Consider the following 21,095-nt stretch of genomic DNA (forward strand, 5'->3'; position numbering starts at 1 on the left):
GCGCCTACGAGCCCGGGCGCGCGTTGGGAAAGAAGAGCTGCTCACCGCCGATCTTGAAGCTGGCGATGGCGTTCTGGCCTTCGCCGCTGATCAGCCAGTCGACGAAGGCCTGTCCCTGCTCGGCCTTCACCCGCTTGTGCTTCTCCGGATTGACGAGAATGACGCCGTATTGGTTGAAGAGATTGGGATCGCCCTCGACGAGCACTTTGAGGCCGCCTTTGTTGGCGAAGCTCAACCACGTTCCACGATCAGTCAGGGTATAGGCCTCTTTGCCGGCAGCAATGGCGAGCGTCGCGCCCATGCCGGAGCCGGTCTCGAGATACCAGTCTCCGCTCGCCTTTTGGGGATCGGCGCCGGCCTCCTTCCATAGGCCGAGCTCGGCCTGATGAGTTCCGGAGTCGTCGCCGCGCGATACGAAGTGAGCCTGCGCGGCGGCAATCTTCTCGAATGCCTTGGGGGCGTCCTTGAGGCCGGTGATTCCTGCGAGATCCGCCGCCGGGCCGACGATGACATAGTCATTATACATGACATCGTGCCGGTCCACGCCCCAGCCTTCGGCGACGAACTTCTCTTCGTCTGGCTTGGAGTGAACGAGTACAACATCGCCGTCGCCGTTCCTCGCGTTTTTGAGGGCCTGGCCGGTGCCCACGGCGACCACGCGCACAGCGATGCCGGTCTTCTCGATAAATTTCGTCAGGATATGATCGAACAGGCCGGAGTTCTGCGTCGATGTGGTCGACTGGACGATGATAAAATCGTCGTCGGCTGCGTGCGCGAGGGAGGGGCCCCCAGCGAGCAGTAGCGTGCCGAGAACGAGTGTGGCCAGGCGTCGAAAAGTGGAAGCAACCACGGCGGCGTCTCCTCTCAAGTCACAGCACGAGGCCGCCGCTCAGGAATGCCCTCGCGCTCTCGCTGCTCGGCTCCGCGAAGAAATCCTCGGCGCTCTGATGCTCGATAACGCGGCCGTGGTGCATGAAGATGACATCATGGGCGAGCCGCCGCGCCTGGCCGACGTCATGGGTCACGAGGACGACCTTTATGCCGCGACGCTGCGTATCGAGGAGCAACCGCTCGATGGCCATGGTCGAAGCGGGATCGAGGCTCGATGTCGGCTCGTCGAGAAACAACACGTCGGGCTCAAGGCTGATGGCCCTGGCGAGGCAGAGCCGCTGCTGCTCGCCGCCCGACAGCACGCGCGCCGGTGTGGACGCATGCCGCTCGAGACCGGCGAGCTTGAGAGCTTCGTCGACGCGGATGGCGCGTTCGCCACGGTCGACGCCGCGCAAGCCCAGGGCATGTGAGACATTCGCCGCGACAGAGCGGCGGAGCAGGACGGGGCGTTGAAAGACCATGGCCTGCCGGCGTGCCAGTATGCGGTCCATCCGCCGTCCAGCCCACAAGATCTCGCCCTGCGTAGGGGCGATCAGCCCATGCATCAATCTGAGCAGGAGGCTCTTGCCCGCGCCGTTCGGCCCCATGATCGCCGTGATGCGGCGCGTGTCGATCGTCACGTCGACGCCATCGATCACGCGTTTCCCGCCAGTCTCGTAGGCGAGGTTCTTGAGTTCGAGCGGGAGCGGCGGGCTGACGAAGCGGTCGCTTAAGCCCAAGAGCGGGGAGGTGGGATCAAGCATAGGCGAGACGGTTGGCAAGGCGCTGGACCCCGATCAGCGCGGCATTGATGGCGAATGCCAGAGCCAGGAGGACGATGCCGAGGGCAAGGGCAAGGGCAATGTTCCCCTTGGATGTTTCCAGCGCGATGGCCGTGGTCATCGTCCGGGTCACGTGGTCGATATTGCCGCCCACGATCATGACGGCGCCAACTTCGGCGATCGCCCGGCCAAAGCCGGCCAGCACCGCAGTGATCAGGCGATAACGGCCATCCCAAAGCAGCGTGACGACGATAGCACTGGGTGAGGCGCCGAGTGAGCGCAGCTGCTCGTCATATTCCTCGAGAAGGTCCTGGCAGGCCTGCCGGGTCAGCGCGCCGATGATCGGCGTCACCAGCACGACCTGGGCGATGATCATGGCCGTCGGCGTGTAGAGGAGCTGGAGGACGCCGAGTGGGCCCGCATTGGACAGGAGGAGGTAGACCACCAGCCCCGCGACAACCGGCGGCAAGCCCATTAGAGCGCTGAGAATGGCCGATACCGCGCCCCGTCCCGGGAAGCGGTAGACGGCGAGCGCGCCGCCAATGGCGAAGCCGAGCACGCTGGCGATGGCGATGGCTGCCAAGCTGACCTGGAGAGATAGGACGAGAATCTCGACCAGACTCGGATCGAGCGTGACGATGAGGCCGATGGCCCTGCGAAATGCCTCGATAAAGTCGGTCATTGAAACCGTCCAGATCCGTTTGATCAGACTTTCCGATTGGACGTTCAGTTTTTCCGATCGTCCAAGCTGAAAAAGTATACCGCTTTGGTGTCAACCGCAGGCGAGTTGCCGCCGCTAGCTTGCCGACATATGTCAGGGACTGGTATCACCAAGTTTGGAAGCGTTCAAATTCCCGCTGGGCAAACGGAAGTAAGAAGTGTGGAGCAGGAAACCCCGTTGAATGGTGGGCCGGATCGGCCTGCGAGAAATGTCGGATCTCGTAAACGTGCGCGAGGCTTTCCCAAGGGCAGGCAGCTCGACCTCGCGGCACGGGAACAGGTGCGGGAGCTTCTGGGCGATCGTCCGCGCCGCCACGATCTGCTGATCGAGTATCTCCATCTCATCCAAGATCGCTATCATTGCATCTCGAGCCGGCACTTGCGCGCGCTGTGCGATGAGCTGAAGTTGCCGCAGGCTGCGGGCTACGAGGTTGCCACCTTCTACGCTCATTTCGACGTGGTGAAGGAGGGGGAGACGCCGCCCCCGCCGACGACCATTCGCGTGTGTGACTCGATTACCTGCGCGATCAAAGGCGCCGATGTGCTCTATGAATCCCTGCGGGCCGGCGTTAATCCTGCGCAGGTGCGCGTTGTGCCGGCTCCGTGCATGGGACGCTGCGATACGGCGCCGGTCTGCGAGGTCGGACACTATTTCGTCGACCACGCCACGCCGGAGACCGTCGAGCAGGTGGTCGAGAGCGGCAGGCGCGAAACCGAGATTCCGGACTACAAGGGACTCGCCGCGTATCTTGCCGAAGGCGGCTACGCAATGCTGAAGGAGTGCCGCTCTGGAGAGCGCGATGTCCAGGAGGTAATCACCGAAATGGGCGACGCGGGACTGCGCGGGCTTGGTGGCGCAGGCTTTCCCGCCGGCAAGAAGTGGCAGATCGTCCGCTCCTATCCCGGCCCGCGCCTGATGACGATCAACGGCGACGAAGGCGAGCCCGGCACCTTCAAGGACCGCTACTACCTCGAGCGCAATCCGCATCAGATGTTCGAAGGCGCGCTGATCGCGGCCTGGGCGGTGGAAGCGGAGCGAATCTATCTCTACATGCGCGACGAATATCCCGCCGTGCTGCATATCCTGGCGCACGAGATCGCCGCGCTCGAAAAGTCGGGCCTCATCGACAAGGGCGATATCGAACTTCGTCGCGGCGCCGGCGCGTATATTTGCGGCGAAGAGTCGGCGATGATCGAATCGATCGAGGGCAAGCGCGGCTATCCGCGCAATCGGCCGCCTTATATCGCCGAGGTCGGACTGTTCGGCCGCCCGACTCTCAACCACAACGTCGAGACGCTCTACTGGGTGCCTGAGATTCTGAAGAAGGGGGCCAAGTGGTTTGCCGATCATGGCATGAACGGCGGCAAGGGCTTTCGCTCCTGGTCGGTGTCGGGCCGCGTGAGGAAGCCCGGCGTCATTATCGCGCCGGCCGGGGTGACCGTGAACGAGCTGATCGAACGCGCCGGCGGCATGGAGGATGGCCAGGAGTTCAAGGCCTATCTTCCAGGCGGCGCATCGGGAGGGATTCTTCCGGCGTACCTCGGCGACGTTCCCCTCGATTTCGGCACTCTGGACAAATATGGTTCGTTCGTCGGCAGCCACGCCATCGTCGTGTTCTCGCAGCAAGATCGCATCGCCGATGTCGCGATCAACCTGCTGCGCTTCTTCAAGAGTGAGTCCTGCGGCCAGTGCACGCCGTGCCGCGTGGGTTGCGACAAGGCGGTGGCGCTGCTCGAAAGAGACGATTGGGACGATGACCTGCTGAACGAGCTGGCGCAGACCATGCGCGACGCCTCGATCTGCGGTCTCGGCCAAGCCGCGCCAAATGCCTTCATCACTGCGATGCAATTTTTCTTCGATGAGCCCGCGCGCCCGGGCGCCGCGGGCCGCCCGGCAAGCTATTGATTGGATGACGCCATGACGGACCAGTTGCTGTTCACGCTTGATGGAGAGATGGTCTCCGCCAGGCCAGGTGAGACCATTTGGCAGGTGGCGAAGCGCCACGGAATCGACATCCCGCATCTGTGCTGGCTGCCGGAGCCCGGTTACGCCGCCGACGGCAATTGCCGCGCCTGCATGGTCGATGTCGAAGGCGAGCGCACCCTCACTGCCTCCTGCATCAGGAAGCCGACCCCGAACATGGTGGTCAAGACGGCGACCGAGCGTGCGGTCAAAGCGCGACGCATGGTGATGGAGCTGTTGCTGGCGGATCAGCCGCCGCGCGAGGAGTCGCCGGATCGTGTTTCGCCGTTTTGGCATTGGGCCGAGGCGCAGCACATCGAGACCTCGCGCTTCCCGGCGCACGGCATTATCAAGCCCGACCTGTCGCACCCCGCCATGGCGGTCAATCTCGACGCGTGCATCGACTGCGGCTTGTGCGTGCGCGCCTGTCGCGACGTTCAGGTCAACGACGTCATCGGCATGGCATTTCGGGGCATCGGCGCCAGGCCGGTGTTCGATTTCGACGATCCCATGGGGGATTCCACCTGCGTGGCGTGCGGCGAATGCGTGCAGGCGTGCCCGACCGGCGCGCTCATGCCGAAGTCGATCGTCGATCCGATCACGCAGCATGGAACGAGAGAAGTCGACCGCGAGGTCCACTCGGTGTGTCCCTATTGCGGCGTCGGCTGCCAGATCAGCTATCAGATCAAGGACGAGAAGATCGCCTTCGTGCAGGGACGTGACGGCTATTCGAACGAGAACCGGCTGTGCGTGAAGGGCCGGTTCGGCTTCGACTATGTCACCAATCCCCAGAGGCTGATGAAGCCTTTGATCCGTAAGCCCGGCCTGCCGAAGGGCGTCAACGTCGATCCCGCAAACCCCTACACGCATTTCCGCGAGGCGAGCTGGGAGGAGGCCTTGGATTTCGCCGCGGCGGGGCTCGCGCGCGTCGCCGATGCGCATGGCGGTCAGGCCATCGCCGGCTTCGGCTCGGCCAAATGCACCAATGAGGAGGCGTATCTGTTCCAGAAGCTGATCCGCACCCGCTTCCGTACCAACAACGTCGACCACTGCACGCGGTTGTGTCACGCATCGTCAGTGGCGGCGCTGATCGAAGGCATCGGCTCCGGTGCGGTGACGGCGACATTCAACGAAGTTGAGCATGCCGACGTCATCATCATCATCGGCGCCAACCCGACCGAAAACCACCCAGTCGCCGCGACGTTCTTCAAGCAGGCGGCGCGGCGCGGCGCCAAGCTAATCGTCATCGATCCGCGCGGGCAGGCACTGCGCAACTACGCCACCCACATGCTGCGCTTCAAGTCGGGAAGCGACGTGGCGCTGCTCAACGCCATCATGCATGTGATCGTGGAGGAAAAGCTCTACGACGTTCAGTACCTGCAGGCGTACGCCGACAATTTCGACAGGCTCAAGGACCATCTCGCCAGCTACAGCCCCGAATCGGTCGAGGCGATCTGCGGTATCGACGCCAAAACTATTCGTGACGTCGCGCGCATCTTCGGCAATGCCGAGCGTGCCATGATCTTCTGGGGCATGGGCATCTCGCAGCATGTGCACGGTACCGACAACGCGCGGTGCCTGATCTCGCTCGCGCTGATGTGCGGCCAGGTCGGGCGCCCTGGCACCGGGCTGCACCCCTTGCGTGGACAGAACAATGTTCAGGGCGCCTCCGACGCCGGACTGATCCCCATGTTCTATCCGGACTATGCCGATGTGCAGGCTGAGCCGATCCACAAGAGGTTCGAGGAGCTGTGGGGGACGCCGCTCTCCGACAAGGCCGGCCTGACCGTGGTCGAGATCATCAATGCCGCCTACAAGGGCGAGATCAAAGGCATGTACGTCCAGGGCGAAAACCCGGCGATGTCCGACCCCGATCTCGATCATGCGCGCGCCGGCATCGCCAAGCTCGAACATCTCGTGGTGCAGGACATCTTCCTCACCGAGACGGCGATGATGGCCGACGTGGTGCTCCCGGCTTCCGCCTGGCCCGAGAAGGCGGGCACGGTCACCAACACCAACCGTCAGGTGCAGATGGGCCGCAAGGCGCTCAATCTCCCCGGTGACACACGCGACGATTTGTTGATCATCATTGAGTTGGCCAAGCGTCTTGGGCTGCCCTGGACCTACACCCATCCCTCGCACGTCTTCGAGGAGATGAAACGCGCGATGCCGTCGCTCGACAACATCACCTGGGACCGGCTCGAGCGCGAATCCTCCATTATCTATCCCTGCCCGGAGCCGGATCACCCCGGGGAGCCGGTCGTGTTCGGCGAGGGCTTCCCGACCAAGTCGGGCCGCGCTTATCTCGTGCCGGCCGACATTCTGCCTCCGGCCGAAGTGCCGGACGAGGAATATCCCTTCGTGCTGATGACGGGGCGACAGCTCGAGCATTGGCACACCGGCGCCATGACAAGGCGCGCCGGCGTGCTCGATTCGCTTGAGCCTGGTCCCACGGCGAGCCTCAATCCAAGGACGCTGGCGCGTTACGGCATCGCGCCGGGCGACTTGATGCGCGTCACGACGCGCCGGGGTTCGATCGAGCTCACGGCGCGCGCCGACCTCGCCGTACAGGAAGGCACGGTGTTCATTCCGTTCGCCTATGTCGAGGCGGCGGCCAACATCCTGACCAATCCGCAGCTCGATCCTTACGGCAAGATCCCGGAGTACAAATATTGCGCCGTGAAGATCGGACCCGCGCAAGGCAGGCCGCAACGCGTGCCGGAGCCCAGTCTCGACGTGACAGCCTCGGGCCTGTAACCGTAAGATCTACAATGGTTTTGCCGAATGGCGTCGTCGGTGTCCTGCTCGCAGGCGGCAGGTCGAGCCGCATGGGCGGCGGCGACAAATGCCTGCGGACGGTCGGGGGCAGGCCCATCCTTGCCTGGAGCATCGACCGCCTGAGGCCGCAGGTCTCGGACATGATCATCAACGCCAATGAAGATGCCGCTCGTTTTGCCGACTTCGGCCTGCCGGTCGTTCCGGACAGCATCGTCGGCTATGCCGGACCGCTCGCCGGCGTACATGCAGGACTTCAATGGGTGAAAGCGAATCGCCCGGACATGAGCCACGTCGTGACCGTCGCCACCGACACGCCGTTCTTGCCCGCCGATCTGGTGCGCCGGTTCCTCGCCGCAGCCCAGGACAAGTCGGCGTTCTGCATCGCGCAATCCGAAGCCGGCACGCATCCGGTGATCGGGCTGTGGCCGGTCACACTGGCGGCTGCTCTTAGGGTCTCGCTCGAGAGGGGCGAGCGCAAGGTAGGTGCCTGGACCAAGGATCACGGCGCGGTGCCAGTGTTCTTTCCGCCGGTCGATGTCGGCGGACAGAGCATCGACCCCTTCTTCAACATCAACGCGCCAGAGGACCTCGCCAAGGCGGAGGCGCTTCTCAGCGAGAACACGCCATGACCTTGCCCGTGTTCGGCGTTGTCGGCTGGAAGAATTCCGGCAAGACCACGCTGATGACCAATCTCATCCGCGAGTTCACGCGCCGGGGTTTCTCCGTCTCGGTCATCAAGCACGCCCACGCCAAGTTCGAGATCGATCATCCCGGCCGCGACTCCTTCAAGATGCGCGAGGCGGGCGCGCGCCAAGTGATGCTCTCCTCGCCCCGTCGCTTCGCCCTGATGCGTGAGCTTGGCGATACGCCCGAGATGACGTTCGACGAGCTCCTGCCCTATGCGGGGCCGTGCGATCTCGTCCTGGTCGAAGGCTATAAGCGCGAGGCTTACCCGAAGATCGAGATCCGCCGGGAGGGCGCCGCGTCGCGCGAGCCCCTGGCGGTGCAATTTCCGGAAATCGTTGCCATCGCCTCGGATCGGCCTGAGGAGGAGGGAGTCCAACTGCCCGTCTTCCCAATCGGCGACGTTGGGAGCATGGTCGATTTCATCGTCGCGACCCTCAATCTCAAGCGCCCATGACCGGCAAGCTGATCGACGATTGCTTCGTTCTCGACAAGGACCGGCTCCCGCACCATGAGGCCATCGCGATCCTGAAAGCGCGGGTGCATCCCGTGACGGGAATCGAGCAGGTTCCGCTCGCCGATGCTGCCGGCCGCTTCCTGGCGGAAGCGGTCGTCGCGCCGCGTCTCATTCCCGCCCATGACAATGCGGCTGTCGACGGCTACGCCTTCGCCGCGTCAGACTACGCCGCCGAGACGGGTGCGAGCCTCAGGATCGCCGGCGAGGCTGCGGCGGGACACCCTTACGGAGGCGCAGTACAAGGCGGCAGCGCGGTCCGCATCTTCACCGGCGCAGTGATGCCCGCCGGCCTCGACACGGTGGCGATGCAGGAGGATGTGCGCATCGAAGAGCGGGATGGGGCGCGCTGGGCGCATATCTCTCCGGGCCTCAAGCCAGGCGCCAATCGCAGGCTCGCCGGCGAGGACACGAAGGCCGGCGAAACACTTATTGCGCCTGGTGTGCGGCTGAGGCCGCAAGACGTGGCGAGTGCCGCCGCGACAGGTCTCGGCGCATTGTGCTGTCATGCGCCGCTCAAGGTCGCCGTGTTTTCGACCGGGGACGAAATCTTGCGTCCGGGCGAGCCCTTCGCCGAAGGCAAAGTCTATGATGCGAACGCGCCGATGTTGCATGGCCTCATCGCCGCAGCAGGAATGGAAACGATCGACCTCGGCGTCCTGTCCGACACGCGCGAGCGCGTGGTCGCAGCCCTCGAAGCGGCGAGCGGGCAATTCCATGCGATCGTCATTTCGGGTGGCGCAAGCCAAGGCAAAGAGGACCACGTCGTCCAAAGCATCGATGCGCTCGGCAAGCGCCATCTCTGGCAGATCGCCATAAAGCCGGGGAGGCCGATGAGCTTTGGCCAGATCGGCGACTGCGTCGTGCTCGGCCTGCCGGGCAATCCCGTGGCGGTGTTTGTCTGCTTCGTCATGTATGTGCGGCCGGTGCTGACGCGGCTCGCCGGGGGCGCATGGCCGGAGCCTGTGCGATTTTCCGTGCCGGCTGCGTTCAGCCAGCAAAAGAAAGTAGGCCGTCGGGAGTTCTGGCGCGCCAGGCTCGTCCGCGAGGATGGGCGCCTCCTCGCCGCCAAGTTTCCGCGCGACGGCTCGGGGCTGATCTCCTCGCTGCGCGAGGCCGACGGACTGATCGAGGTCCACGAGGATGTGCAGGAAATTCGCGAGGGGGACCTCGTGGACTTCATCCCGTTCTCCGCGTTCGGTCTCGACTGACCAGCGGATTGCTTGGCGCTCGGGTCGAACAGATAATGAATATAAAACAAACACTTACGTAGGCATGGGAGAAGTCATGCCTCGCATAACGAGGCGCGCAAGTCGCGTGGCTTAAGCCATTCTTTGGGCCTATGCGCCAAGCTCCAGTGGCGCACACGGCGCAACGAGGCCCCGCATGATCCGATCCTATACCGACCACGCGGCCAACGAGCGGACCTTCCTTGCTTGGCTCCGCACCGGCATCGCCGTGATCGCGTTCGGCTTCCTCATCGAGAAGTTCGACCTGTTCGTCGACACCATGGCGGCCGCCGTGTCTGCGGAGGGCGTGCGTCCTCAAGCGCTGGAACACATGACGACACCTTTCGGCTGGGGCGCCGGGCACGCCTTCATCGTGGTCGGCATCATCTTCATATTGGTGGCGACGTTCCGCTTCGTTCGGACGGGGTGGATGCTCGACGATCAGAAGATCCATTCGCCCGGCATCGTCGCCGACCTGAGTCTGTCGGTGACGCTCGCGCTTCTGCTCATCGTGGTGAGCGTCTTGCTCTTCTTCCACGCCTAAGGCGGATCACGGCGCGGCGATCACGACCTCGTAGTTTTGGCCTTCCCAGGCGCCGGCATCGCGCCACAGGAATGTGAACTGAATGCTGTCGCCCGCCTTTAAGGCCTCGGTCGGCAGCTTGGCGACATGCACGCCAAGCCCCGTGTCCGCCGTGTCGATGTCTTGGATGTCCTTCCAGCCATTGGTGCCGAAATGGATCGTCGCGGGCGCCGTCAACGCGACGTAGAGCGTATGCCCGGCGGCGACGTTGCGCGGCTGATAGGTCGGGCCCCAAATGTCGTAGTCGAGCATGGGGCGGACGCCGCGATAGCGTGCCCAGGTTGCCGCGGGCCGGTCCACCGGGCGCCCTTGCGCGAGGCTGTGGCAGAGCTTGCAAAACTCTGCATGGGCCCACACCAGCGGCATGGCCGAGCCGCTCGGCTTGCCGGGCACGAGACCACAGGCGGGGATCGGGCTTGAGTCCCAAATCTGCTCGGGTATCAGCCCTAAGGGACTCGACATGGCCATCATGGCCTCGAGATAGGGTGTGATGTCCTCGCCGGCAGAGAGCGCGTAATGCCCGCGCTCGCCGGTCAGCAGCGGCCAGCCGCGGCCGCGGCCAGTGCCATTGAAGCCGGTGCCGTCGTCATGCTCGCCATAACCGTCGTGGTTATAGCGGTGCCACACCGGCCCTGACGGCGTGTCGGTCTCGAGCAGGTGGTCGATGACTTTAACGGTCTCGGCGATGGAGGGATCGTTTGCCGCGCGCAGGCCGTAGCGCACGAGCTGAAGGCAGTCGGTCGAAACCTGATCGCTCGCCGGCAACCGAGGATCGTAGGGGAGATTCTTGATGGGCACGATTTCGTTGAGGTCGCGCGTGCCAGTCAGAAAGTCGGGCGGCACGGTGCGGACGAAATAGCCGTTCACGCCGGCTTGCCCGGCGAGAGACGTCCCACGCACGAATGACCACGCCTCGATCTGCGCGTTCCAGTAGTCGGCGACACGCAGCGCATGTTCCTTGGCCGCACCGTCGAGGAAGACGCTGCCCTCCACCAGCGAGGCGATGGCGACAGCAAGTGTGAAGGAGTTGAGACCGGAGTTTTCCTCCCAACGGTCCTGGTTGGTGCTCGGGCCGTGGCGGCAAACGAAGCCCACGGCGCGCTTGATCATGTCGGTGACCGGGATGCCGTCGAGTGCGTCGCGCTCGTGCAGCAGCGAGACGAGCAGAATGGGGAAGGCGGCCTCGTCGAGCTGGACTCCCTGCCAAAAGGCGCGGCCGCCGAGCCACTGGTTCTGGAACCAATGCCCGTCCTCCTGCTGGGTGGCGATGAGGTAGCGCAACACGTCACGGGCGTCGCGGTAGCACTCGACGGCGACCAACGCGCCCGCCGTCTCCACCAGGTCGCGCGGCCACACGAGATGATAGCCGCCGCGGCTCGTGCTGGTGTCGCCCCACGGCACGGATAGGCTCGCCACCGTGGCGCCGCGATAGGTACGGTCCTGGTGGACCTTCAGCATGGCGGCGGAAAGCGCCAGGCGTTCGTCGATCTTGCCGCCGAAGGTGGCGCGGCGGCAGGTGCCGAGCCATTCCTCCCAGTCGCGGCAATAGTTCGTCCACTCCTCGTCGAAATCGTCCATGAGCACCGAAACCGAGAGCGTCGAGGCGGCTTCCTTGGTGCCGGCGAGCCCGAGCGCGAGCGTCCCGCGCCGCGTGAGCTCGCCCATCAGGGTTACGGCGCCGGGGCCGGCGCTGTCGTACTCCCAGGTCATGCGGCCGTTCTTGTTGAAGTCCTGCCAGCCATCGCTCACTTCGAGGCAGCCTACCGAGCGGCGGCCGAAGCCGTCAGTGCCGGTCTGGTCGACGGCGGACAGCGCGATGGCAAATGGTCCTTGCTCGGCCCACAATACGTGGCGACCGTCATGTGTCGCCGACGACGCGACGTTGTTGCGCGCGTCGTCGCCGAGGCGGGCGGCGAGCAGGGCATAAGGCTTGAGGCTCGCATCGCCTTCGAGCGAATAGCGCATCAGGAGGGTGTCGCGGCTTTGCGAGGCGCAAACCTCGAGCGTGAAGGTGAAGCGGGGATGGCGGTGGATGATCTCGGCCGCGGGCACGCCGGGCTTCGGCAAGGTGATGGTGTAGGCGTTGAGGCGGCGCAGCTCGACCCAGAAGCCTTTGTCGTCGGCGATGATAAAGCCGAGGTCCTTGATCTGGGGAATGTCGATGCGCGGGTAGTAGACCTCGGTGACGATGCCTTGAGCGATGGTGAACCACAGCCTGGAGGAGCCGAGACTTGCGCCGACCAAATCTTTGCGGGCGGGGGCCCAGGTGGGGGTACAAGGGCCGCAGGGTGCTTGCATGGATGTCGCCGTTCCGCTCGGAGTTATCGCCGCGCGGATCGTGCTCTAAGCGGTAATCCTTAGCAAGATCGAGGGTTGCCGCAGCCGCCGCCGCGAGAGATGTTACGCACAGGGATGCGCGGGCGGACTGGGCGCCGAAGAGGCGACGGGGCATGGCATGGACATGCGTTGGGGCGACGCGCCCGCCGAGAGTCAAGAATCGCTCGTCCGCGCCTTCCTCGACGACATTTCCGACCTCGGCTATGCCGCGTTCGACGCCTTCTGCATCGATCCGGACACCGTTCTAAGCCCCGTGCGCGAGGGTAACTGGGCCGTGGCGAGCTACGATCTAGGCATCGTCCGCGACTACATGACCGATGGCGTCGCGGCGATCTGCCCAGCGCTCGCGGAGGCCGGCCGCAGCCTCAGACCTTACGACTACGTGGCGCTGCTCGAGAGTCAGGCGGACAACGCCTCAGCCCGTTGGCAGCGGCGGCTGTTGCGCCTGTTCGGCGTCAACCATGCCTGGCTCGTGCCTATGAGCTCGCTGCGCTTCATCAAGGGCGTCACGGTATACATGACCGGCCGCGGCGAGACGGCGGCGCAGCGCTTTCTCGCTACGCGCGATGAAATTCACCTGAAGGCGATCCATTTCTTCGAGGCCTTGGAGGCGACGGGACCGACCATTCCAGAAGACATGGCCGGTTTGCTGGAGGGAGTCGGGCCGCTCACCAATCGCGAGGCGGAATGTCTCGGCTGGGCGGCGCAAGGCAAGACCAATTGCGACATCGCCGCGATCCTCGGCATCTCCGAGAACACTGTGCGCTACCACTTCAAGAACGTGCTCGCCAAGCTCGGGGCACGCACCCGGGTTCAGGCGGTGGCGCTATTCCGCTCGCCGCGCGTGCCCGGGAACAATGGTCCGGGCGGCGGCCCTGCCGGCGAGGTCTGATCCACGGCGACTTGTGGCATTCGAGCCACAGCGGGCCGCTTTATGCTTCGTCCCACCCCAACGGGTAGTACCCGCCTTCATGCCAGGGCGGCAACGTCTCCCCCATAAACAACGCCCGCGCCGGGAGCGGGGACGAGTCGGGGGGTAGTGATGGGATCGGACTGTTTTGTGCCGCGCTTCCGGCGGCTTCTGATTGGCGTCGCGTCGGCGGCTGTGCTGACCGTGGTCATGGCCGGAGCGGCGCAAGCCTCGCCCGGCTGCAACGCGCTCGATGGCCAAAGCGACAGCACGACGGCGTCCGTCAGCGGACAAATCGGCAACGGCAAGGTGTTCAAGTTCGAGGCGGGCGACACGATCACGGTCACCATCGTCGCGCCGCCCAACTCGTTTGTGAGCGTAAAATTTCTCGATTTCGAAGCGACGGTCGACAATGTCGGTGGCGCCAACGCCAAGAAGAAGACCTTCAAGGTGGTCGTCGATAAGAACGCGAGCACGCGGGTGGACCTCGACATCTCGACCAGCGGCGGGACGGTCAAGATCAGTTTCAACTGCAAGAACGCGCCTGACGACGACAACAACAATAATGACAATGACAATGATGACGACGGCGATGACGCTCAGCTGAACGCCAATCAGGCCGCCGGCCAGGTCGACGCGGTGGTGCAACAGATCGTGCCGGGCGGCATCGACGGCGATTTGTTCCGCGATTTCGGCATTCCCTTTGTCAGCCCGCTCAATGCGATCGGCTTCAACAATCCGGGGTTCCAAGGAATTGAATGCGACCCCGCGGCTCTGGAAGCGCTGCTCGCCGCGCTGGAAGCCGCCCGCGTCAAGCTCGTGCGAGCGGAACGGGCGCTGAACGAGACCAACGCCGAGCTGAACGAAGCTAGGGCAAGTCTGGCGGAAGCGGTGGCCGAGGCACGGCTAGGCATAACAGCGGACTCCCCGAAAATTCAACGCCTGGAGAGGGCCAAGTTTGAGCTCGTCAAGGTACAGAACAAGCGGAAGGGCGCTGCCAGCAATCAGGCGGAAGCCAACAAGGAGTTCGTCCAGGCCTTTAATGCCTTCCAGGCCCAAAAGGCCGCGTGCGACCGGGCGCAGGGGGCCTCGAACCAGGCCTCCGCGCCGGGCGGCACCGACGGCAGCTTCGCGGTCGCATCGGCGTTTTCCGCCACCGGCTTCCAGCCGGTCCTGCTGGCCCCGGCTGAGCCCGCGCTGCTCGGCAACGACTCGCCTGGCTCGAAGAGTCTCAGCGGCAGCTACAGCCTCGCCACGGCGCGGGCGCAAGGGGGCAGCTTCGCTGGCCTTCTCGGCGACAAGCGCTTCAATGCCTGGGTGAACGGCGGCGTCGTATTCAATGACAACGACCGGCGCGGGCTTGGGCAGAGCGGCGAGACGGCCGTGGTCTCGGGCGGCGCCAGCTACCTCATCAGCCCGAGCGTCAATGTCGGCCTCGCCGCCCGCTATGGCGACACCGACGTCTCGGGCGCAGGCGGTTCCACCGACGCCGAGGCGTGGTCGGGCGCCGCCTTCACCCAGGTCCTGCTGCCGAACAGCTTCTCGCTCGCCGGCATGCTCGCCTATAGTGTTGTCGACGTCGACGGGCGCTTCGTTCAGCCGGGCATCACGGCGACGGGCAAGACCGACGCGGACTCGTTTGCGGGCCAGCTCGTCCTGTCACGCGGCTTTGCGGTGCACGGCTGGACGCTCGCCCCCAATCTCGGCGTCTCGTTCGTCGACATCGACCGCGATGCCTTTACCGCCTCCGATGGCACAAGGGTCACCGGGTCGAGCTCCACGCAAACCGCACTGACGGCGGGCGCAAATTTGGCGCGGAGCTTTATCGCGGAAGGGCCGAACGGGAACCGGGTCACGATCGTGCCGAGCTTCGGCGTCAACGGCTTCTCCAATCTCGGCCTGTTCGACCCGCTGATCGGGCTCACAGGGCAGGACTTCGAGGACGACGAGTTCGGCGTGTCGCTCAACGGAGGCCTCGAGGTGCAATTCCAGGACGGTGCCGCGCTGGGGCTCGCCGTCACGTGGGCGGGCGCTGGCAGCGACCAGCAGAACGTCCAGATCCTCGGCGGCTTCGCCTGGCCGTTCTGAGTCTGCTCAGTCAAGCCGTCGGCGCGGCGGCCTGCTTGCCAGGCGCCTTGGCGTCTGAGCCAGGCTCGCAGTCGGTGCGCTGCTCCACAGGCCGGCCGTCGCGGCCGAGATTGCAGGCGCTGTTGACGAGGGCGAGATGCGAGAAGGCTTGCGGGAAGTTGCCGCATAGCCGCTTAGCGTTCGTGTCGTATTCCTCGCTGAGCAGGCCGAGATCGTTGCGCAAGTTGAGCAGGCGCTCGAACAGCTTCACGGCGTCGTCGTGGCGCCCCATCGCCACATAGGCGTCGACCAACCAGAAGCTGCAGGCGAGGAACATGCCTTCGCCCGGCGGGAGCCCGTCATTGCTCTTCGCCGTGTCGTAGCGCTGCACCAGGCCGTCCTTCATCAAGGTCTTCTCCACCTGCGCCACGGTGCCGGCGATGCGCGGATCGTCGGCCGGCAGGAAGCCGACGGGGCAAAGCAGCAAGAGGCTCGCGTCGACTTCCTTGGTGCCGTAGGCGCGCACGAAACTGTTCAGCCCCTTGTCGTAGCCCTTCTGGCAAACCTCCGCGTGAATGGTCTTGCGGATGTCGTGCCAGCGCTCGACCGGGCCACTGAGCTTGAAGCGTTCGGCGCTCTTGATCGAGCGGTCGAACGCCACCCAGGCCATGACCTTGGAGTAGGTGAAGTGCTGCGGTCCGCTGCGCACCTCCCAGATGCCTTCATCCGGCTTTTGCCACTGACCTTCGAGATGATGCAGGATCTCGAGCTGCAGCTCCCAACCGGATTTTTCCGGCGCGATACCGCCTTTGCGCGCCTGGTGCAGCGCATCGGCAAGCTCGCCATAAACGTCGATTTGCGTTTGCTGGTGGGCGCCGTTGCCGATGCGCACCGGCGCCGATTTCTCGTAGCCGGGCAGCCACGGCAGCTCGACCTCGTAGAGGCGCCGCTCGCCGGCGATGCCGTACATGATCTGCATCTGATTGGGGCTGCCGGCGACCGCGCGGAGCAGCCACTCGCGCCAGGCGTGCGCCTCGTCGTAGTAGCCGGTGTTCATCAGCGCGAGCAGGGTCAAGGTCGCGTCGCGCAGCCAGCAATAGCGATAGTCCCAATTGCGCGGGCCGCCAAATTGCTCGGGCAGCGACGTGGTGGTAGCGGCGACCACGCCGCCGGTGGGCGCGAAGGTCATCGCTTTCAGTGTGATCAGCGAGCGCCGCACCGCGTCCTCGTAACGACCGCTCACGATGCATTTGGACGACCAGTCGTGCCAAAACTGCTCGGTCTCCTTGAGCAGCTTCTGCGGATCGATGGGCGGCGGGTCGGGCAAAAACGATTCCGCATAGGTGAGGGCGAACGGCACGGTCTCGCCCTGATTCACGGTGAACTCGCCCTTGGTCCTGAGGTTCTCGCCACGCAGTTCGATGGCCGACTGCAATATGAGCTTGTTCGGTCCGGCCACCGCGCGCAGGCGCCGGTCCGCCATCGTGGTGACCCACGGGACTTCCTCGCCGTACCCGAACCGCACAACGAACTCGGTGGCGAAATCGACCGCGCCGCTGACCCCGGCGACGAGGCGCATGAGATGTGGGCGCGACTCTTGGGGGAACATGAAATCCGTCAAGGTGGCGATTCCGGTCTTGGTCTCGAAGCGCGTCTCGAGGATCAGCGTATCGGGAAGGTAGCGGCGGGTGATGCGCGCATTGGGATCGGCCGGCGCGATCAGCCAGCGGCCATTGTCCGGTGTGCCAAGAATGGCGGCGAAGCAGGCGGGTGAATCGAAGCGCGGCGCGCAGAGCCAGTCGATCGAGCCGTCGCGACCGACCAGCGCCGCGGTAAGGCAGTCGCCAATCAACGCATAGTCTTCGATGGGGAGGGCCATGGCCTCGTGCCGTGCTGCGGTTAGAGACCGGGGCTGCTCTGCATGAGACCACCGTCGGCCATGATAGTCGTCGCTGTGAGGTAGCTGGCGCCGTCGCCGGCAAGGAAGCCGACGACGCTGGCGATCTCCTCGGGCTTTGCCATGCGCCCGAGCGGGATGGCGGTGTCAAGCTTCTTGAGTTTGGTTGGATCGTCCATGGTGCTGACGTTGATCGGCGTCTCCACGGCGCCAGGGCCGACGCCCACCACCAGGATATTGTGCGGCGCGAGCTCAACGCCGGCGGTGCGGGTCAGCATCCGCATGCCGCCTTTGGACAGGCAGTATGCGGTGTTGCCGGGCATCGGCCAGTCCTCATGCACCGAGGTGATGTTGATGACACGCCCGCCGCCGCCCTGCTTGATCATCTGCTGGGCGGCGAGCTGGGTGGCGAAGAACGCGCTCTTGAGATTGATCCTCAGAACACTGTCGTACTGGTCCTCCGTAGTGTCGAGGACCGAGGTGCGCGTTTCGATGCCGGCGTTGTTGACCATGATATCGAGCCGGCCAAACTTGGCGACCGCGGCGTCAACGAGATTCTGGAGGTCGGCGAGCTGGCTCACGTCCGCGTCCACGCCGATGCACTGATCGCCGAGACTCGCGACTTGGCGCTCCAGCGCTGCCGTCGCGTCCGGGTGCGCCACATAATCGATGACGATGTTGGCGCCTTGCCGTGCCAGCTCAAGAACGATCGCCTGACCAATTCCCGTATTGCCGCCGGTGACGATCGCGACCTTGTTCTTCAAAGACATGTGCGGTCCTCCATCGCGTGGACGATGTTCATATTCCACTAACGCTTGCGCGCGTTTCGACTCACCTCGAACACAATTGCCGACGGACAAGCCTAGACATCGGCGATAGCATCGGCAACCTTGCTATCATCCTAATTTTCCCGGTCGGGCCCGATCTCGGGCGTGACGCCCTGATAGCCACATACAGGGAGCCAGCCATGACCGCGCAATATGACGTAATCATTATAGGGAGCGGCGCGGGCGGCGGCAGCGTCGCCTACAAGCTGGCCAATGCCGGCAAGCGCGTGCTCCTGATCGAGAAGGGGGCGTTCCTGCCGCGCGATGCCTCCACTTTGGACGTGCGCCAAGTGTTCGTCGACGGCGTGTTCAAGAACCACGTGGTTTGGCTCGACGGCAAGGGAGACCAGTTCGTTCCCGGCGAATTCTACAATGTGGGGGGCAAGACCAAGTGGTACGGCGCGGCGCTATTCCGCTTCCGGCCCGTCGAGTTCGAGGCTGAGCAAGACTACGGGCTGCTCGGGTGGCCGTTCGGCTATGACGAGCTGAAGCCCTATTACGACGAGGCGACAGATCTCCTGAAGATCACGGCATTCAAGAACGAGCCAGAGCTCCAGGCGCTGCTCGACAAGATCATCACGGCGGATCCCGGCTGGCAGCTGCATCCCCTGCCGCTCGGCCTCTCACACGACATCATCAATCACCCCGAGGAAGCGAAGCACTTCGACGGCTTCGCCTCGCCCTCCGGTTTGAAGTCGGATTCCGAGCGCAACCTCATCGACCACATCAGGGACAGGCCAAACTTCACCTTGCTCGCCGGCGATCCCGTCTCGGAGCTTGTCTCAGCGCCCGGCGATCCGCGCACCATCGTCGGCGTCACATGCGCCGACGGCTCGACCTACGAGGCGGAGACGACGGTGCTCGCCGCCGGCGCCATGACGAGCCCCCGCATTCTCCAGGATCATCTGCATGCAAGCGGGCTCGCGCTTCCCTGCGGCGATCTGGTGGGCGCCAATTTCAAGATGCACATAAACTCTGCGGTGCTCGGCTTCTCGCCGTTCAAGGACCACGACGTGCTGCGCAAGACGGCGGTGCTCTACAACGACAAGTTTCCGCACTCCTCGATGCAGTGCCTGGGGTGGATCGACCCCGAGCTGCTTGCCGTGCAGGCGCCGCCGTTGACGCCGGGCTTCATTGACAAGTTCCTCGGCACGCGGGCGATCGGCTTCTGGGCGACCACGGAGGACTCCTCGAGTCCGCAGAACCGCATCATCTCGGGCGGGCCCGGCGGCAAGCCGATCATGGATTACAGCCTCGACCGCATCCCGCACGCGGTGAAGGAGCACCACGCGCTGATCGACGCGTGGATCGAGCGCCTGCTCGCTGCAGGCCTCCTCGGCGTCGACAAATATATGGGGATGGCCGGCACGGCGCACGCGCTGGGCAGCCTGGTGACCGGGACAGACCCTAAGACCTCGGTGGTCGACCCTCACGGCAAGGTGCATGGCATGGAGCGGCTCTATGTGGGCGACGGCAGCCCCTTGCCGCGCGCAAGCCGCGTCAACCCGTCGCTCACCATCTACGCCTGGGGACTTCGCCTCGGCGATCACCTCGCCGGCGCCTGATCAGCGACCAACTCGGCCTCCTGCGTCGCTGCTGCGAGTTGTGTTGGCGGCTCGACCGTGCTTACTTGCCGCCGTCTTCTAGGATTCCCGCCATGGCTGCGTCGCCGGAACTGTTCGAGAATGTCGCGTGCCCGTTTTGCGGCATGATTTGCGACGACCTCGCGGTCGAGCGCACGGACAAGGGCCTCAAGGTGCGCAAGGCGGGGTGCGGCCGTGCCATCGCCGGCTTCGAGCGCAAGCTGCCGCCTTCGAGCCCGTTGGTGCGCGGCAAGAACGTGACGCAGGCTGAGGCGATCGCCGAAGCGGCGAAGCTGATCGGCGAGGCGGCCCTGCCGCTCTATGGCGGGCTCGCCACCGACGTCGAGGGCATGCGCGCGGTGATGGCGCTGGCCGAGCGCTCGGGCGGGGTCATCGACCACGCCTTGAGCGAGGCGCAATACCGCAATTTCAAGGTGCTTCAGTCGGTTGGCTGGACCATGTCGACCCTGACGGAGACGCGCAACCGCGCCGATCTTCTCATCATCGCCGGCAGCGACGTGGCGGCGCTGCATCAGCGCTTCTTCGAGCGGATCGCCGCGCCTGCCGAGTCGATGTTCGGTGTGACGGCGCCGAAGCGCACCATCGTGGTCATCGGCAAGGGACTCGACAAGGCGGCGAGGGCTGCCGGCGCCGGCGAGGTCGTCACTTTGCCGTGCAAGCCAGAGAGGGCCGGCGAGGTCGTCGGCGCACTCCGGGCGCGGCTCCGCGGCTTCACGCTGAAGCCGACACTCGACATCGATGGTGTGAAGCTCGCCGACATCGATGCGCTGGCGGAACGGTGCAAGGCGGCCAAATACGGCGTCGTGGTGTGGGCGCCGCCGGCGCTCGACTTTCCGCAGGCAGAGCTCACCGTCGATCAGCTCGCCGGGCTCGTCAAGGATCTTGCGCCAACCCAGCGCTTCGCCGGACTGGCGCTTGGCGGTGCGGAGGGCGCGGTCACGGCCGCCTCGGTGGCGACCTGGCAGAGCGGCTACCCCATGCGGGTCAGCTATGCGTCCGGTGCGCCGGACTTTGATCCCTATCGCTATGCGATTGCGCGCATGCTGGCCGATGGCGAGGGCGATCTTCTGGTGTGGATCGCGTCCTATTCGCCGGATCTCGTGCCGCCGGTCACCAAGCTCCCGGTCATCGTGCTCGGCACGCCAGGGATCAAGCTGCCCAAATCGACCCAAGTGTTCATCCCCATCGGCACTCCCGGGGTTGATCATGCGGGGCGCTTGATCCGGGTCGACAGCGTCGTGTCCTTGCCGCTGAAAGATCTTGGCCGGGCGGAGCTGCCGCCTGCGGCCGAAATGCTCACGGCGATCGAAGCGGCGCTCTGAGTTAAGGG

16 protein-coding genes are annotated in these 21,095 nt (G+C 64.7%); 10 read left to right on the forward strand and 6 right to left on the reverse strand.

The window, feature by feature from the left end:
* Window positions 1-4 precede the first annotated feature (4 nt).
* From ACRECX_RS13285 to ACRECX_RS13295, 3 genes are read right to left on the reverse strand one after another with little or no spacing between them, the layout of a single operon-like run.
* The gene (locus tag ACRECX_RS13285) at window positions 5-850 is read right to left on the reverse strand and encodes a substrate-binding domain-containing protein (RefSeq protein WP_431559319.1); all 846 of its coding nucleotides are present in this window, start codon (window positions 848-850) and stop codon (window positions 5-7) included.
* Between the two features lie 19 nt (window positions 851-869).
* Window positions 870-1,652 carry an ABC transporter ATP-binding protein gene (locus tag ACRECX_RS13290; protein ID WP_431559320.1) on the reverse strand — a complete coding sequence of 261 codons (783 nt, stop codon included), beginning with the start codon at window positions 1,650-1,652 and terminating at the stop codon, window positions 870-872.
* Window positions 1,627-2,334, reverse strand: coding sequence for an ABC transporter permease (locus tag ACRECX_RS13295; RefSeq protein ID WP_431559321.1), 708 nt, complete (start codon window positions 2,332-2,334; stop codon window positions 1,627-1,629). The genes ACRECX_RS13290 and ACRECX_RS13295 overlap by 26 nt, the downstream gene beginning before the upstream one ends.
* 318 nt (window positions 2,335-2,652) lie before the next feature.
* Here ACRECX_RS13295 and ACRECX_RS13300 point away from each other — a divergent pair, with 318 nt between their 5' ends.
* The 6 genes from ACRECX_RS13300 to ACRECX_RS13325 all read left to right on the forward strand — a co-directional run bounded on the left by ACRECX_RS13300 (window position 2,653) and on the right by ACRECX_RS13325 (window position 10,084).
* Window positions 2,653-4,278, forward strand: a complete 1,626-nt coding sequence (locus ACRECX_RS13300) for an NAD(P)H-dependent oxidoreductase subunit E (RefSeq protein WP_431559322.1) — start codon at window positions 2,653-2,655, stop codon at window positions 4,276-4,278.
* A gap of 12 nt (window positions 4,279-4,290) precedes the next feature.
* Window positions 4,291-7,092: a formate dehydrogenase subunit alpha gene (gene fdhF, locus ACRECX_RS13305; RefSeq protein WP_431559323.1), complete on the forward strand. Its 2,802-nt coding sequence runs from the start codon at window positions 4,291-4,293 to the stop codon at window positions 7,090-7,092.
* A gap of 14 nt (window positions 7,093-7,106) precedes the next feature.
* Complete coding sequence (gene mobA, locus ACRECX_RS13310; RefSeq protein ID WP_431559324.1) at window positions 7,107-7,742, forward strand: molybdenum cofactor guanylyltransferase MobA; 636 nt, start codon at window positions 7,107-7,109, stop codon at window positions 7,740-7,742.
* Window positions 7,739-8,254 carry a molybdopterin-guanine dinucleotide biosynthesis protein B gene (gene mobB / locus ACRECX_RS13315; RefSeq protein WP_431559325.1) on the forward strand — a complete coding sequence of 172 codons (516 nt, stop codon included), beginning with the start codon at window positions 7,739-7,741 and terminating at the stop codon, window positions 8,252-8,254. The genes mobA and mobB overlap by 4 nt, the downstream gene beginning before the upstream one ends.
* Entirely contained in the window at window positions 8,251-9,522 is a 1,272-nt protein-coding gene (locus ACRECX_RS13320; protein WP_431559326.1) for a molybdopterin molybdotransferase MoeA, read from the forward strand. Before mobB ends, ACRECX_RS13320 begins: the two co-directional genes overlap by 4 nt.
* A gap of 175 nt (window positions 9,523-9,697) precedes the next feature.
* Window positions 9,698-10,084, forward strand: a complete 387-nt coding sequence (locus ACRECX_RS13325) for a YidH family protein (RefSeq protein WP_431559327.1) — start codon at window positions 9,698-9,700, stop codon at window positions 10,082-10,084.
* 6 nt (window positions 10,085-10,090) lie between these two features.
* Here ACRECX_RS13325 and ACRECX_RS13330 read toward each other — a convergent pair whose 3' ends face one another.
* Window positions 10,091-12,421 carry a glycoside hydrolase family 15 protein gene (locus tag ACRECX_RS13330; RefSeq protein WP_431559328.1) on the reverse strand — a complete coding sequence of 777 codons (2,331 nt, stop codon included), beginning with the start codon at window positions 12,419-12,421 and terminating at the stop codon, window positions 10,091-10,093.
* Between the two features lie 157 nt (window positions 12,422-12,578).
* Between ACRECX_RS13330 and ACRECX_RS13335 the strand changes: the two genes are divergently transcribed.
* Both ACRECX_RS13335 and ACRECX_RS13340 read left to right on the forward strand, forming a co-directional pair.
* The gene (locus ACRECX_RS13335; RefSeq protein ID WP_431559329.1) at window positions 12,579-13,352 is read left to right on the forward strand and encodes a helix-turn-helix transcriptional regulator; all 774 of its coding nucleotides are present in this window, start codon (window positions 12,579-12,581) and stop codon (window positions 13,350-13,352) included.
* A 150-nt stretch (window positions 13,353-13,502) separates the two neighbouring features.
* Entirely contained in the window at window positions 13,503-15,458 is a 1,956-nt protein-coding gene (locus ACRECX_RS13340) for an autotransporter domain-containing protein (protein ID WP_431559330.1), read from the forward strand.
* A gap of 10 nt (window positions 15,459-15,468) precedes the next feature.
* Here the strand turns inward: ACRECX_RS13340 and ACRECX_RS13345 are convergent, their stop codons facing one another.
* Both ACRECX_RS13345 and ACRECX_RS13350 read right to left on the reverse strand, forming a co-directional pair.
* The gene (locus tag ACRECX_RS13345) at window positions 15,469-17,316 is read right to left on the reverse strand and encodes a glycoside hydrolase family 15 protein (RefSeq protein ID WP_431559331.1); all 1,848 of its coding nucleotides are present in this window, start codon (window positions 17,314-17,316) and stop codon (window positions 15,469-15,471) included.
* Window positions 17,317-17,336: 20 nt separating this feature from the next.
* Window positions 17,337-18,104 (reverse strand): SDR family NAD(P)-dependent oxidoreductase, encoded by a 768-nt coding sequence (locus tag ACRECX_RS13350; protein WP_431559332.1) that lies wholly within the window; start codon window positions 18,102-18,104, stop codon window positions 17,337-17,339.
* A gap of 197 nt (window positions 18,105-18,301) precedes the next feature.
* On the opposite strand from ACRECX_RS13350, the gene ACRECX_RS13355 reads away from it, so the two are divergent.
* On the forward strand, window positions 18,302-19,726 hold the full coding sequence (locus ACRECX_RS13355) for a GMC oxidoreductase (RefSeq protein ID WP_431559333.1): 1,425 nt from the start codon (window positions 18,302-18,304) through the stop codon (window positions 19,724-19,726).
* A 92-nt stretch (window positions 19,727-19,818) separates the two neighbouring features.
* Entirely contained in the window at window positions 19,819-21,087 is a 1,269-nt protein-coding gene (locus ACRECX_RS13360) for a formylmethanofuran dehydrogenase (protein ID WP_431559334.1), read from the forward strand.
* Window positions 21,088-21,095 lie beyond the last annotated feature (8 nt).

The sequence above is a fragment of the Methyloceanibacter sp. genome, assembly GCF_050726195.1.
GTDB lineage: Bacteria > Pseudomonadota > Alphaproteobacteria > Rhizobiales > Methyloligellaceae > Methyloceanibacter.